Here is a 13857-nt window from a genome sequence, read left to right on the forward strand (position 1 = left end):
GTCGCCGGCCGGAAAGCAGAAGGCCTCCTTGCGGAGGCCTTCTTGCTTGCTACCGGATCGGGTCAGTCGCGTCGGCTCACGCCTTCACCGGCCGCGAGGCCGCAGCTTCCTCAGGACCGAGCAACGCCGCCACCCGCTCGCGCAGCAGGTCGGGCGTCACGTCCTTCGCCGCGATCGGCGCCGACGCGACCAGCCCCACGCGGCTGAAGAGCCCGCGCCGGAACGGCCGCACCATCGCCTGCCCCTGCTCCACGCGGGAGAAGAACGAGCCCCAGAGGTTCTGCAGCGCCATCGGCACCACCGGGATGTCGGGGCGTCCTTCCACCAGCTTCATCACGCCGCCCTTGAACGCCTGCAGCGAGCCGTCGCGCGTGAGACCGCCTTCCGGGAAGATGCCCACGAGCTCGCCGTCGTCCAGCACCGCCTGTGCGGCGGCGAAGGCCGCGTCGTAGGTCGCCGCGTCTTCCTTCTGCGGCGCGATCGGGATCGCCTTGGCCAGCTTGAACATCCAGCCCAGCACCGGGACGCGGAAGATGCGGTGGTCCATCAGGAAGCGGATCGGCCGCGGACTCGCCGCCATCAGCAGCACCGCGTCGACGAAGCTGACGTGGTTGCACACGAGCACCGCCGCGCCCTGCGTCGGGATGTGCTGGTCGCCGCTGACGCGGAAGCGGTAGATCAGGCGCGACAGCACGAAGGCGAAGAAGCGCAGCAGGTACTCCGGCACGACCAGGAAGATGTAGAACGCCACCACCGCGTTGGCGATGCCGACCACCAGGAACAGCTGCGGGATCGTCAGGCCCGAGCCCAGCAGCGCGCCGGCCAGGATCGAGCTGGCGATCATGAACAGCGCGTTGAGGATGTTGTTGGCCGCGATGATCCGCGCCCGGTGCGAGGGCTGCGCGCGCATCTGGATCAGCGCGTACATCGGCACGCTGTACAGGCCGGCGAACAGCGCCAGCAGGCCCAGGTCGGCCAGCACGCGCCAGTGCGCATGATTCGCCAGGAAGGTGCCCACGCCCATCGCCGCCGACGGCGGCAGCCCGCGCGAGGCGAAGTACAGGTCGATCGCGAAGACGCTCATGCCGATGGCGCCCAGCGGCACCAGGCCGATCTCGACCTGGCGGCGCGACAGCACCTCGCACAGCAGCGAGCCGATGCCGATGCCGACCGAGAACACCATCAGCAGCAGCGACGCGACCTGCTCGTTGCCGTGCAGCACTTCCTTCGCGAAGGACGGGAAGTTGGCCAGGAACACCGCGCCGAAGAACCACATCCACGAGATGCCCAGCAGCGAGCGGAACACCGCCAGCTGGCCGTGCGCCAGCTTCAGGTTGCGCCAGGTCTCGGTGACCGGGTTCCAGTTGATGACGAGGTTCGGATCGGTGGACGGGCTGGCGGGGATCGCCTGCGCCGTCGCGCGTCCCAGCAGCGCCACCACCACGCAGGCGATCGCCACGTGCTGCGGCCCGACGATGGGCGTCGCGACCAGCAGCCCGCCCGCCAGGTTGCCCAGCAGGATGGAGACGAAGGTCCCCATCTCCACCATGCCGTTGCCGCCGGTGATCTCGTGCTCGCTCAGGTGCTGCGGCAGGTAGGCGTACTTGACCGGCCCGAACAGCGTCGAGTGCAGTCCCATCAGGAACACGCAGCCCAGCAGCACCGGCACGTTGACCGCGTAGAAGCCGTAGGCGGCCAGCGCCATGATGACGATCTCGAGCGACTTGACGAAGCGCATCAGCCGCGCCTTGTCGTACTTGTCGGCGAGCTGGCCGCTGGTGGCCGAGAACAGCACGAACGGCAGGATGAACAGCGCGCCGATCGCCAGGCCCGCCTGCGCCGGCGGCAGCCAGCTGACGCTCAGCTGGAAGGTCACCAGCACCGTGAAGGCGAACTTGAACAGGTTGTCGTTGCCCGCGCCGAGGAACTGCGTCCAGAAGAAGGGCGCGAATCGGCGTTGGCGGAGCAGCGCGAACTGGCTGGTGTGGGAAGAGTCGCTCATGGGAGGGCTCGCTGTGGGAGTCGGGAGGAGATCGGTCAGTATCCGGGACGGGGCCGTCAGGCCCGTCAGGGCGCGGCCTTGACGCTCTGCGGCGCCTGGCCGTAACCGCTGCGCGTCAGCCAGCTGAAGACGGTGTCGGCCGTCGTGGTCTCGATATGGCCCGCAAAGCGCCTCGCGGACGGATGATCGTCGAAGGCGACGTTGGCCATGCCGATGCGCGCGCCCAGGCGCTTCGCGGTCGACAGGCGCAGGTCCGACGGCTGGTAGCCCTGGCGCTGGAGCCAGTCCTGCGCCTGCGCACGGTTGAGCACCTCGCGCGGCGCGGCCGCCGCCGCCAGGGTCTCCAGCGCCCACTGGTTGCTCTGCTGGTACTGGCGCGACCACGGGTAGGCGACCATGTTGTAGTCCGGCGTGTGCAAGGCCGCCGCGCGGGCGTTCTCGCGCAGCACCGGCAGCAGCGCCTGCTGGAGCTCGGGCTTGAGCACCGAGAACGCCGCCTCGTAGCGATGCGGGTTGTCCAGGAAGAACTCGCCCAGGCCCTGCCGGTAGAGGTCGGACAACGCTGTGCCGCACTGGTTGAGCTTGTGCACCACGCGCCAGACCGGCTTGGCGTCGGCGCCGCTGCCCACCGTCTCGCGATAGACGAAGCCCACGTGCGACCAGCGCAGCCCGTATTCGCTGAGGTCCTGTCCCGCACGGGCCAGCAGCACCACGTCGGCGCCGCTGCGGTCCAGCGCCGCGGCGGTCGCCTGCGCGAGGTTCATGCCGCGCCGGATCTGGTCGGTGGTGGGCTTGGCGTTCTCGCACGGGCGGCCGGCCTGCGCCGGACCCGCCGCCAGTGCGGCTCCCAGCACGGCCGCCGCCAGGATCGTCTTCATGGCGTGACGGTCGCTCATCGCGTCACGCGGTCCTTGTCGGTGATGCGCTCGTTGTGGAGCAGCGAGGCACCGATCTCGTTCGGGATGAAGGCGACCGCCTCGCTCGCGGCGGACAGGACGAAACCGGTGCTGATCGCCGTGACGACGATCGCGGTGCCGACCGAGGTCGCGACGCCCGAGACGGCGCTGCCGACGAACTCGACGCTGATGCGGACGCCGTCCGACGCGCGCTCCAGCACCCAGACGGTGCCGCGGGCGGTCTTCTCGATGCCGATGACGACGAGGGAGGCGCCGGCGACCAGCACCGCCGACGGCGCGACCACCGAGACGGCGACCGGCAGCGCGGACAGCAGGAGGCTGGCGTCGCTGCCGCCGTGGTGCATGCCTTCGGCGTGGGCGGCAGGCGCGGTGACGGCGAACGTGGCGGCCGCCAGGACGGACAGGCTCAGGCGCAGGGAAGAGGAGAGCAGGGAAGGCATTCGGGAGCTCCGGAAGCGGGCGAAGGGGCGGAGAGGGTGAAGAGGGCGGTCAGGCCAGAAGCGTCGGAACAGGTCCAGGAGGGTCCGGCGGACTCAGTCGGCTGCGGCGGGCGCTTCGCGCAGGGCGTCGCGGCGGCCTTGCAGGCGGGCGTCGGCGAGGGAGGCCTCATGGGCGTCGCGCAGCATCTTGGCCAGCGTGAAGACGTTGGAGATCAGGTACAGCCAGCAGACCAGCAGGTAGGCCTTCCAGACCGGCTGGACCTCCATGCGCCACAGGCCCCAGCCGGTGAGCGCCATCGCCAGCGCGAAGCCGCTCCAGACGACCAGGCCCCACATCGGGGTGTCGGTGCGGGCGCCCTGGTTGTCGCGGATGTACTTGGACAGCGCGAAGGCGGCGGACAGGCAGAACACGTAGCCCATGACCATGAAGGCGCGGTCCAGGTCGGCGCCGGGCAGCCAGGCCAGGCCGATCGCGCACAGCGCGACGCTGATGCCGAAGGAGATCCACACCTGATAACGCCAGGCTGGCGTGTCGCGCTGGATGCGGATGTGCGGGGTGGTCATGGGGTCGTTTCCTCCTGTGTGCCGGTCGGTCAGGACCGGGTGTGGTTGCCGGGGTCGTCGCCCCGTGGCGCGGTGCCCGGTGGCGATGACGCGACTGTCGTCGCCATCGGCCCGGGCCCGCTGCTGATTTGCGGCGAGTATCACCCGCCGCCTGTCCCGGTATCGATCGGTGCTACCGCCCGGTCCGGTCCTGCCCGCAGCGGTCGGCCCCGCGGTCCGGAGCCTCCTTCACGCCGCCCGCGCGGGGAAGTGCCGGGCGGTCGCGAAGACCGCGGGATCCAGCACATCCCCCTGCGAGCGGGCGAGCCGCTTGAGGGCGAGATCAAACATCAGGGGATGGTGGTCGCGCAATGCCCCCAAAGGAGCGACGTGGGCCTCGTCCAGCACGCCGGCCCGGACGAGCAGGGGCAACCGGACCAGCGGCAGCACGCCGGGGAGGGGGTAGTCGGACCCGTGCAGCAGGCGGTCGTGCCAGTCCCGGCGGCGCAGCACCGTCCGCCACACCTCGGGGCGGCGGTTGAACTGGAACATCGCCGAGACATCGCCCAGCAGCAGTCCCTGCCAGGCCGGTTCGTCCATCAGCCGGGCGAACAGCTCGAAGGCCGGGACGGAGCGCGGGCGCGGGAGGTCCAGGTCCATCGCGTGGCCCAGCGAGGCGCAGTGCGCCGCGATCACGCGCACGCCGTGGCGCAGCGGTTCACGCAGCAGCAGCGGGTTGCCGAGGTCCTGGCGGTCCGCGCCGGGGACGGCATGCTCCTCACCGCAGTGGACGATGAGCGGAAGCCGGGCGGCGGCGAGGCGGTCGTAGAACGGCCGCAACCGGGCGTCGCGCAGGTCGATGGCCATGCTGCTCGGCAACCACTTCATCGCCAGCGCGCCGCCGGCGATGGCGCGGTCCAGGCGCTCCAGCGAGTCCTCCCGGTTCGGATGGATGCTGGCGACCCAGCCGAAGCGGTCGGGACGTTCGGTGGCGATCGCGCGGGCGTAGGCGTCAGGGACGTGGAAGGTCGTCCAGTCCGGCCGCCGGTGGCCGGCCGCGTCCACCGCCTCGTCGAACGCGAAGAGCAGCCAGCGCGCGCCGGCGGGGAACGCGTCGGCCAGCGCGGTGAGCCGGCGCACGTAGGCGCGGTCGATGTCCCCCGAGGCGACGGCGCGCGGATCGACACAGGCGCCGTTGAGGATCGCGTGCTTGCGGGCGAACTCGACCGGATGCCACCACTGCGACAGCGACGGTGCGATCCAGCAGCCCGACCCCGAGTCGCCGGTGCCGATCAGATGGGCGTGGACGTCCCAGAGTTGCGTGGGATCGATGCCGTCCCAGATCCGCGCCAGCCATTGCGGATCGACGCCGGGGATCGGCAGGGAGGCATGACCGCAGGGATTGCGCAGGGGACCGGCGGCATCGGCCGCGAGCGCGCTGAAGAGGCCCGCCGCCGCGGCGGCGCCGCAGCACAGGAGATGACGTCGGCTGAGCATGGTCTGCGCCCGTGGAAGTTGGAACGGACGCGATGGTCGGGACGCGCGCCGCCGCGGACGCGGTCCGCTTGCGGCGGTATCGCGGGGCGGGACGGCCGGTCCCGGATGCCGCTACCCGCGTTGGGTTCCCGCCACCGACTTGCGCTAACGTCCGCCCCCATGGCGAGCACGCAATCCCTCATCGATCTCATCAAGGCCGAGCTGAAGCAGTCCGGCATCAGCTACGCGCAGTTGGCGACGGCGCTGGACCTGTCCGAGTCCAGCGTGAAGCGCATGTTCGCGTCGGGCGGCGAGATGCCGCTGTCGCGCGTCGACGAGATCTGCCGCGTGCTGAAGACCGATTTCGCCGAGCTGTCGCAGCGCCTGGCCCGGTCGACGTCGCTGCGCAGCGAACTGACGCTGCAGCAGGAGCGCGAGGTCGTCGCCGACGAGAAGCTGCTGCTGACCGCCATCTGCTGCCTGAGCCAGTGGAGCTTCGAACAGATCGTCGCGACCTACCGGATGGGCGAGGCGGACGTGACGCGCGCGCTGGCGCAGCTGGACCGGCTCGGCATCATCGAGCTGCGGCCGTTGAACCGCTACCGGCTGCAGGTCGCGAAGACCTTCCGCTGGCGGCCGCAGGGGCCGGTGATGGCCTTCTTCCGCGAGAACGTCATGCAGGACTTCTTCGCCGGCGGCTTCGACAACGACGCGGAGCTGCTGATGCTGGTGCACGGCCAGCTCAGCCCGGGCATGGCGCGCGAGCTGCGCGACCGGCTGCAGCGCGTCGCCGAGGATTTCGCGCGCCAGCATCTGCTGGACCAGAAACTGCCCGACGAGGAGAAGCGCCAGTTCACGCTGGTGATGGGCATGCGCTGCTGGCTGTTCGAGCGCTTCAAGCACCTGCAGCGGCCGGCGGCCGTGACCAAGGTACTCAAGCGCTGAGGGGCAGCTCGCGTCCCGCCGGCGACGGCGTTGACAGGGACGTCGACGCCCTCGGGCGGATCACCAGAATTCCCAGCGTCCGCTCCAGACCACCCAGATGCCGAGCACGCCGTTCGTCACCGCGTGCGCGATGACGGCGCACCACAGCTTGCCGGTGCGGATGTAGAGCCACGCGTACGCCGCGCCGGCCACGATTGCCGCGAGCCACAAGGTGTGTGCGAGCATGAAGACGAAGGTCGACAGCACCAGCGCCCGCAGCCCGGCCGCGCGCGGATCGACGGTCTCGAACTGCGGGCTCGAGATCCAGCGCATCAGGAAGCTGCGCCAGAACAGCTCCTCCATCACCGGCACCAGCAGCGTCGCGCCCAGCCAGCGGATGGCGATCAGCGGCCAGTCCACACGGCCGTCCGCCGTCATCGGCACGAAGGCGGCGGTGGCCTCGCCGAGCTGCATCCACGGTGCGTCGAGGTTGATCCACAAGCCGAAGACGATCAGCCCCACGGCGACGCTCAACGCGGCCTCGCCGAGGCGGGGCCGGTTCTGCCGGTCGAATTCGCCGTAGCCGCGCCAGAACCATGCCAGCGCGCCGCCGACCACCACGAGGTTCAGCGCGTAGATCCAGCGCGGATCGAGGCCCAGGGCGTTCTGTTCCGGCAAGGCGCCCCGCAGCGCCAGCAGCAGCATGAAGAGGGCGAACGGGACGATGCGGGCCCAGGCGGCTTGACTCAGTTGCATGGGGCCAATGTAGCGGCGCGCCGTGACGACGGCATGCGGACAACCGAGAGGCTGTCTGCGGTGCAGTCGGCGCGGCGGTCAGCGGTGCAGCGAGAGACCCTTGATCGCCTTGTCCACGGCCTTCTTCGGTCCCCGCAGCGCCAGCCCGACGAGGTCGGGCCGCTCGGCGTCCTCCGCGAGGAAGGCAGCGCGGTTGGCCTCGTCATGGCCGGTCGAGAACATCGCGTGGACGTAGGGCACCAGGGTCAGGTCGTGCTCAAGCCCCTTTCGATGCGCGGCCTGCAGGCCGGCGAGGTCGGCCTCGAAGACCATCATCGGCTGGCCCAGCATGGCCGCGTAACGGCGTCCGAGCGCGTCGACGTAGGGCTCGCCGATCGCCGCCGGCGCTGCAGCGGCGACCCCCGTCGCGAGGAAGGCGGTCACGTTCAGGCGCTGCCAGGTCGCCAGGTCGTTCCGGACGATGAGGGCCACTTTCGTATCAAACATGGGCGTCGCACGGCGTGCTTCAACTGCGAAGCACGCATCGTCACGGTGGGCCCGGGTCCCGGTCTAGAAGGTTTGTGCAGCGGCGCCGGTAGTCGGCCGGTGTCAGGCGGTAGGCCCGCTGGAACCAGCGCCCCAGATGGCTCTGATCGGAGAAGCCGACCTCGGTCGCCACCTCGGACGGCCGATGGCCGCGCGCCAGCAGTGCACGCGCCGCGCGCAATCGCAGGCTCACCAGGTACGCGTGCGGCGATTGGCCGAAGGACTGCTTGAACTGCCGCGTCAACCGGAAGCGGTCCATGCCGGTATGCGCGACCAGGTCATCGAGCCCGACGTCCCAGGCCATCCGGTCGTGGAGGAACTCGCGGGCGCGCTGCGCCAGCCGCGACGAGTCCCCGCGGACCGGTTCGTCCGAGACGCCGACATGCCGGGCCAGCAGCCCCATCAGGCGGTCGAGGTGCTGGTCGCAGCCCAGTCGCGCCTCGCCGGCATGCAGGGCGTCGAAGGCCGACTGGATCGCCGCGAAGAGCCGGGGATCCTCCGCCAGCGTGTCGCGGAACGCCGGCTGGATCGCCGACAGCCCGCCCAGCCCGTGCTGAGCCAGCAGGCGGGCCGTCCAGTCCTGCGGCAGGTAGAGCATCGCGTAGGTGAAGCCGGCGTCCTCCGGCGCGTGGCCGTCGTGGACCGCGCCCGGCTCGATCAGGATCGCGCGGCCCGGCGTGCTGGTGTGCAGCGCGCGCTTGCAGCGGAAGCGCTGCACGCCTTGCTGCGTGATGCCGATCAGCAGTTCGTCGTGGCCGTGCGGGTCGTAGGCGTGACCGGTGAAGTGCGCCCGCACGGTCTCGATGCCCGTGCGCGGGTCGCGCCGCAGCTGGATCCAGTGGTCGTCGGCCATCACGTGGCACCGGCAAATGCCTGCGCCAGCGCCTCGATGGCGTGGCGGACCTTCGCCGGCTGCGCATCGCGCTGCGGCGTCATCACGTAGACCGGCAGCGTCGGCAGCTTCCAGCCCGGCAACAGCGGCAGCAGCCGGCCTTGCGCCTGGGATTCGTCGACGTCCTCGGCGCTGAGCAGCGCCAGCCCGATGCCCGCCTCGCAGAACTGCTGCAGGCTGAGCTGGTTGTTGCTGCTCGCGCGCGGGCTGACGCGCAGCACCTCCTCGCGGCCGTCGGGGCCGAGCAGCGAGAGGCTGCGGATCGCGCCGGTGTCGGAGCGCAGGAACACCCAGTCGTGCCGCGTCAGGTCCGACATCGACGTGGGGACGCCGCGCCGCGACAGGTAGGCGGGCGCGGCATAGAGGCCGACCGTCCGCTGGCCGATGCGCTGCGCGACCCAGTTGCTGTCGGGCAGGCGGCCGAAGCGCACGGCCAGGTCGATGCGCTTGGCCACCAAGTCGGTGAAGCCGTCGTCGACCTCCAGGTGCAGGCTCATCCCCGGATTGGCCGACAGCAGCGGCGCCAGCGCCGGCCCGATCTGCCGCGCCGCGCCGACCGGCGCGCTGATGCGCAGCTCGCCTTCCGGCGCGTCGCGCAGGTGGTGGAGCTGGGTCTGCGCGTCGCGCGCGGCGGCGAGCATCGCCTGGCAGCCCTGCACGAAGCGCTCGCCGGCCGGCGTCAGGCCGATGCGGCGGGTGGAGCGGTGCAGCAGCGTCACGCCCATGTCGCGCTCCAGCGCGCGCAGCTGCTGGCTGACGGCGGAGGTCGTCGTCTGCAGCTGCCGCGCCGCCGCGACCAGGCTGCCCTGTTCGACGACGGTCGCCAGCACGGCCATCCGGCGGAGTTGGTCCAGCATCGGCGATTGTGTAGATCGTCTAAAGAATGGAGTCGGATTCTGAGGACTTCTGCGGCGATTGTGAAGTTCCTACAGTTCACTTCATCGCGACACCGGGTCGCTCCCCGGAAATCCCCCGGCCTCCCCCGGAACCCCTCGAAAGGAATCCCCATGAAAGTTGCCCTGATCGGACCGACCGGCTTCGTCGGCAAGGAAGTGCTCAAGGAACTGCTGTCCCGCGGCCACGAGGTCGTCGCCCTGGCGCGTGATCCGGCCAAGCTGGACGCCCGTGCCGGCCTGACCGTGGTGAAGGCCGATGCGAAGCAGGCCGCCGAGGTCGCCGCCGCTGTCGAAGGCACCGACGCGGTCGTCAGCGCCTACAACCCGGGCTGGTCGGTGGCGGACATCCACACCGAGTTCCTGGAAGGCACCCGCGCGATCTACGACGGCGTGAAGCGCGCCGGCGTGAAGCGCCTGCTGGTGGTCGGCGGTGCCGGCAGCCTGTATGCGGCGCCGGGCGTGCAGATCGTTGACCTGCCGGAGTTCCCGGACCAGTGGAAGCAGGGCGCCCTGGCCGCGCGCGAGGCGCTGAACCTGATCCGCCTGGAGTCGTCGCTCGACTGGACCTTCCTGTCGCCCGCGCCGCATCTGGAACCGGGCGAGCGCCGCGGCAGCTACCGCGTCAGTCTCGACACGCCAGTCATGGACGCCAACGGCCCCGCACACATCTCGACGGCCGACCTAGCGGTCGCCATCGTCGACGAGCTGGAACGTCCGCAGCACATCCGCCGGCGGTTCACCGTCGGGCATTGAGCGAGGACGGCGATCGCAGCGGATGCCGGTGCCCCCGTCCGCTCAATCTCCTCCTCGCCGCTCGGAATTCGCGGCCGGGGGCACCGGCATCCGCTGCTCCGGACGAGGACGTCGTGTGAGCGCGGGCTGGCGCGCGTCAGCGCATCACGCGCTCTGCTGTTCCAGCAGGTAGTTGGCGTCGTCGTACTGGCCGAGCGTGTCCACCAGCGTGGGCAGGCATTCGGCCAGCTTGTCGTGCAGCACGAAGGGCGGGTTCACGACGAACATGCCGCTGCCCATCATGCCGAAGCCGCGTTCGTCGGCCTGGGTGACGGTCAGGCGCACATGCAGCCAGCCCTTCTTCGCGACGGGCTCGGAGGCCGACTTCAGGCGTTGCACCAGCTGCGCGGACTCGACGGTCTGCAGCTGCGGATACCAGATCGCGATCGTGCCGTCGGCGAAGCGCTGCAGTCCCTCGCGCAGCGCGGCGACGACCTTGCCGTAGTCGGCCTTGATCTCGTAGGACGGGTCCATCAGCACGACGCCGCGCCGCGACGGCGGCGGCAGTTCCGCCTTCAGCGAGGCGAAGCCGTCCTGCTGCAGGACCTGCGTGTTGGCGCGGTCCTCGAGGTAGCTGGCGAGGATGCGGTGGTCGGTGCCGTGCAGCTCGTAGCAGCGCAGGCGGTCGTCGAAGCGCATCAGCATGCGCGCGATCGCCGGCGATCCGGGGTACTGCTCGAGCTTCTTGCCGGGATTGAAGTCGTGCACCAGCTGCACGTACTGCTGCAGCGGCTCGGGCAGGTCCTTGCGCGAATAGAGCGCGGCGATGCCGCCGGCATGTTCGGAATTCTTCTGGGCGTAGCGGCCATCCAGGGCGTAGCCGCCGGCGCCGGCATGGGTGTCCACCAGGGTGTAGGGCTTGTCCTTTTCCCCCATGTAGCGGAGGACCTCGGCCAGCACCAGGTGTTTGAGCACGTCGGCGTGATTGCCGGCGTGGAAGGCGTGTCGATAAGCGAGCATGTCCGGCACTGTACCCGGTGCGGGCCGACAGTCAGCTGTTCATCGGCCTCACACCTGGAACGCCCCCGGCGAATACGCCGTCCCCGCCGGCACCTCCTTGAGCCCGCAGGGGTGCTGGTACTGCCTGACCGGCTTGAGCAGCTGCCCGTCGACTGTGCCGGCATCCACCGCGCGCCCGATCAGGGGCGAGTCCGGCCGCAGGCGGAAGTCGAAACGGTCCGCGTCAACGAAGCTGTCCAGCTCGACGAAGTAGTTGTGGTGCTGCTCGCGGTCCGGGCCGGCCGGCAGCTCGTGCTTGCCGCACAGCAGGTTGTTGATCAGCCGCAGCTTCTGCGCCTGCTGCGCCATGCGCAGGTACACGCCGCCCGCCGGCCGGCGGTCGACCAGCGTGTTGTTGATCAGGTGCAGCTCGTTGCGGCGATTCGAGAGCCCTTCGCTGCCATACGCGATCAGGTGGTAGTTCTCGCTCGACGGGCTCTGCTGGATCACGTTGCCCATCACCAGGGCCACGCCGCCGTTGGGGAACTCGAGCTCGAAGCTCGCGCGGCCGGTCTCGTCGGTCAGGCGGTTGTAGAAGACGTGGTTCACCGCCGCGCGCGACTTCAGCAGATGGCCCGACGCGCCATGGTGGAAGTAGCTCGCCACCACCGACAGCCTGCCGATCGCGCCGACGTAGCAATTGTGGGTGCGGCCCTCGCCGGGCGCGATCGGACCGAAGTCGCAGCCGTCGATGCGCAGCTCGATGCTCGCGTCGTTGCCGGCCAGCAGGCCGTTCTCGTTGTCCTGGAAGCGGCAGTCGCGCAGCGTCAGCGAACCCCGCTCCAGCCGGATGCCCGCGCCGTTGCGGTCCGGCACGCGCGCGCCGACGAAGTCGAAGCCCTCGATCGTCATCCGCTTGCCGGTCGTGACGAAGATGCCCTTGCCCTGGGCGTGCGCGCCCTGGGCCAGCATCCGCACGCGGCCGCCGACGGCGCGCAGCGTCAGGTCGTCCTGCGGCCAGACGGCGACGTCGCCGGTGTAGTCGCCGGCCTGGACCTCGATCGTCATGCCGGCCTTCGCCTGCGAAGCCGCTGCCGCCAAGCTCTTCACCGGATGGTCGGGCCCGACGTGCATCACGGCGCCTGAGGCGCCGCCTCGCTGGGCCTGGACCGGCAGCAGCCAGGCGGGCAGCGCCACCGCGGCGCCGGCCTGCAGCAGGCGGCGGCGGCCGATGTCGGCGCGGGGCGCGCGCAGCCAGGATTCAAGCGAGGAGAGCGAGGAACCAAAGGGCATCGACAGGCTCCCGGGTCGGGGCGGTGGAGGGGTGTGCCGCATGGAGCGGGGACGGCGTCCCCCAAGGCAGCCGGGCGAGTGTAGCCAAGCGTTACGGGCCGGCCGTGAAGGTCGCGCAAGGCCCCAGCCGACGTCCGGGCTGTCGCCTAGGCGCTGCGAAGGCCGGATTCGCTCGCTAAGCTGCGTGCCATCGTGGTCCGGCACCCCCACCGGACGCCCTCCACCTTCACCTGCCTCCTCGACATCGTCATGCCCAGTCTCTTCGATCCCTTGCAAGTCGGCGCCGTCTCGCTGGCCAACCGCGTCGTCATGGCGCCGCTCACGCGCAACCGCTCCGTCGGCCTGGTGCCGGGACCGCTCGCGGTCGAGTACTACCGCCAGCGCGCCAGCGCCGGCCTGATCATCAGCGAAGGCGCCCAGATCACGCAGCAAGGCCAGGGCTACCTCGACACGCCGGGGATCCACTCGCCGGAACAGATCGCCGCCTGGAAGCAGGTGACGGACGCCGTGCACCAGGCCGGCGGCAAGATCGCCGTGCAGCTGTGGCACGTGGGGCGCATCTCCCACGCCGACTTCCAGCCCGGCGGCGCCAAGCCGCTGTCGGCGACGGACCGCCAGGCCCACAGCAAGACCTTCACCAAGGACGGCTTCGTCGACGTCGCCGCGCCGCGCGCGCTGAAGCTCGACGAGCTGCCCGGCGTCGTCGAGTCCTACGTCCATGCGGCGAAGGCGGCCATGGCCGCGGGCTTCGACGCGGTCGAGGTGCACGGCGCCAACGGCTATCTGCTGGACCAGTTCCTGCGGGACAGCATCAACGACCGGACCGATGCCTACGGCGGCTCGATCGAGAACCGCGCCCGCCTGCTGCTCGAAGTGATGACGGCCATCGCCGGCGCGATCGGCGCCGACCGTACCGGGCTGCGCCTGTCGCCGGTCACGCCGGTCAACGACGCGGGGCAGGACAGCGATGCACAGAAGCTCTTCAATTACGTGGTGGAGCAGCTGTCGCCGATGAAGCTGGCCTTCCTGCATGTCATCGAAGGGCACACCGGCGGTCCGCGCGATGTGGCGCCGTTCGACTACGACGCGCTGCGTGAGCGTTTCAAGGGCGTCTACATCGCCAACAACGGCTACACCCGCGAGATGGCGATCGACGCCGTCGCGAAGGGGCATGCGGACGCGGTGGCGTTCGGACGCAGCTTCATTTCCAACCCGGATCTGGTGCGCCGCTTGAAGCTCAACGCGCCGCTGCAGAAGGCGCACTCGGCGACGATGTACGGTGGTGGCGCGGAGGGCTACACCGACTATCCGGCGCTGGCGGACTGAGCAGAAAGGCTTCCGTACTTCCCCGGCCGCTGGCCCTCACCCCCACCCTCTCCCGCAAGCGGGCGAGGCGGTAAGAAGGGCGTCGGTCGGACTCCCTCTCCCCTTGCGGGAGAGGGCGGGGGTGAGGGCCAGCGTC

The 13857-nt window shown here is 70.4% G+C and carries 14 protein-coding genes; 3 read left to right on the forward strand and 11 right to left on the reverse strand.

Going from position 1 to position 13857, the window contains the following annotated elements; translation table 11 throughout:
* Nucleotides 1-76 precede the first annotated feature (76 nt).
* The 5 genes from ACQ859_RS02795 to ACQ859_RS02815 all read right to left on the reverse strand — a co-directional run bounded on the left by ACQ859_RS02795 (nt 77) and on the right by ACQ859_RS02815 (nt 5399).
* Nucleotides 77-2002: an MFS transporter gene (locus ACQ859_RS02795; RefSeq protein WP_431264517.1), complete on the reverse strand. Its 1926-nt coding sequence runs from the start codon at nt 2000-2002 to the stop codon at nt 77-79.
* A gap of 65 nt (nt 2003-2067) precedes the next feature.
* Nucleotides 2068-2880: a DUF2145 domain-containing protein gene (locus tag ACQ859_RS02800; RefSeq protein WP_431266447.1), complete on the reverse strand. Its 813-nt coding sequence runs from the start codon at nt 2878-2880 to the stop codon at nt 2068-2070.
* A gap of 14 nt (nt 2881-2894) precedes the next feature.
* Nucleotides 2895-3359 (reverse strand): hypothetical protein, encoded by a 465-nt coding sequence (locus ACQ859_RS02805; protein ID WP_431264518.1) that lies wholly within the window; start codon nt 3357-3359, stop codon nt 2895-2897.
* 93 nt (nt 3360-3452) lie between these two features.
* Nucleotides 3453-3923, reverse strand: coding sequence for a YiaA/YiaB family inner membrane protein (locus tag ACQ859_RS02810; RefSeq protein ID WP_431264519.1), 471 nt, complete (start codon nt 3921-3923; stop codon nt 3453-3455).
* A gap of 228 nt (nt 3924-4151) precedes the next feature.
* Complete coding sequence (locus ACQ859_RS02815) at nt 4152-5399, reverse strand: amidohydrolase family protein (RefSeq protein ID WP_431264520.1); 1248 nt, start codon at nt 5397-5399, stop codon at nt 4152-4154.
* A gap of 159 nt (nt 5400-5558) precedes the next feature.
* On the opposite strand from ACQ859_RS02815, the gene ACQ859_RS02820 reads away from it, so the two are divergent.
* A complete protein-coding gene (locus ACQ859_RS02820; protein WP_431264521.1) occupies nt 5559-6323 on the forward strand; it encodes a helix-turn-helix domain-containing protein in 765 nt (254 codons plus the stop codon).
* A gap of 60 nt (nt 6324-6383) precedes the next feature.
* Here ACQ859_RS02820 and ACQ859_RS02825 read toward each other — a convergent pair whose 3' ends face one another.
* The 4 genes from ACQ859_RS02825 to ACQ859_RS02840 all read right to left on the reverse strand — a co-directional run bounded on the left by ACQ859_RS02825 (nt 6384) and on the right by ACQ859_RS02840 (nt 9332).
* Nucleotides 6384-7058 carry a CAAX prenyl protease-related protein gene (locus ACQ859_RS02825; protein ID WP_431264522.1) on the reverse strand — a complete coding sequence of 225 codons (675 nt, stop codon included), beginning with the start codon at nt 7056-7058 and terminating at the stop codon, nt 6384-6386.
* Nucleotides 7059-7136: 78 nt separating this feature from the next.
* Nucleotides 7137-7544: a DUF2000 family protein gene (locus tag ACQ859_RS02830; RefSeq protein ID WP_431264523.1), complete on the reverse strand. Its 408-nt coding sequence runs from the start codon at nt 7542-7544 to the stop codon at nt 7137-7139.
* Nucleotides 7545-7584: 40 nt separating this feature from the next.
* Nucleotides 7585-8436 carry an AraC family ligand binding domain-containing protein gene (locus ACQ859_RS02835; protein WP_431264524.1) on the reverse strand — a complete coding sequence of 284 codons (852 nt, stop codon included), beginning with the start codon at nt 8434-8436 and terminating at the stop codon, nt 7585-7587.
* On the reverse strand, nt 8436-9332 hold the full coding sequence (locus tag ACQ859_RS02840; protein ID WP_431264525.1) for a LysR family transcriptional regulator: 897 nt from the start codon (nt 9330-9332) through the stop codon (nt 8436-8438). Before ACQ859_RS02840 ends, ACQ859_RS02835 begins: the two co-directional genes overlap by 1 nt.
* Before the next feature lie 150 nt (nt 9333-9482).
* Between ACQ859_RS02840 and ACQ859_RS02845 the strand changes: the two genes are divergently transcribed.
* Nucleotides 9483-10124: an NAD(P)-dependent oxidoreductase gene (locus ACQ859_RS02845; protein WP_431264526.1), complete on the forward strand. Its 642-nt coding sequence runs from the start codon at nt 9483-9485 to the stop codon at nt 10122-10124.
* Between the two features lie 144 nt (nt 10125-10268).
* On the opposite strand, the gene ACQ859_RS02850 is transcribed toward ACQ859_RS02845, so the two are convergent.
* Together ACQ859_RS02850 and ACQ859_RS02855 are read right to left on the reverse strand one after the other, a co-directional pair.
* Nucleotides 10269-11123, reverse strand: a complete 855-nt coding sequence (locus ACQ859_RS02850) for a 23S rRNA (adenine(2030)-N(6))-methyltransferase RlmJ (protein WP_431264527.1) — start codon at nt 11121-11123, stop codon at nt 10269-10271.
* Nucleotides 11124-11171: 48 nt separating this feature from the next.
* The gene (locus ACQ859_RS02855) at nt 11172-12395 is read right to left on the reverse strand and encodes a hypothetical protein (RefSeq protein WP_431264528.1); all 1224 of its coding nucleotides are present in this window, start codon (nt 12393-12395) and stop codon (nt 11172-11174) included.
* A 249-nt stretch (nt 12396-12644) separates the two neighbouring features.
* Between ACQ859_RS02855 and ACQ859_RS02860 the strand changes: the two genes are divergently transcribed.
* Nucleotides 12645-13721: an alkene reductase gene (locus ACQ859_RS02860; RefSeq protein ID WP_431264529.1), complete on the forward strand. Its 1077-nt coding sequence runs from the start codon at nt 12645-12647 to the stop codon at nt 13719-13721.
* Nucleotides 13722-13857: the final 136 nt, after the last annotated feature.

Source organism: Roseateles chitinivorans, assembly GCF_050632235.1.
GTDB classification, from domain to species: domain Bacteria; phylum Pseudomonadota; class Gammaproteobacteria; order Burkholderiales; family Burkholderiaceae_C; genus Roseateles; species Roseateles chitinivorans_A.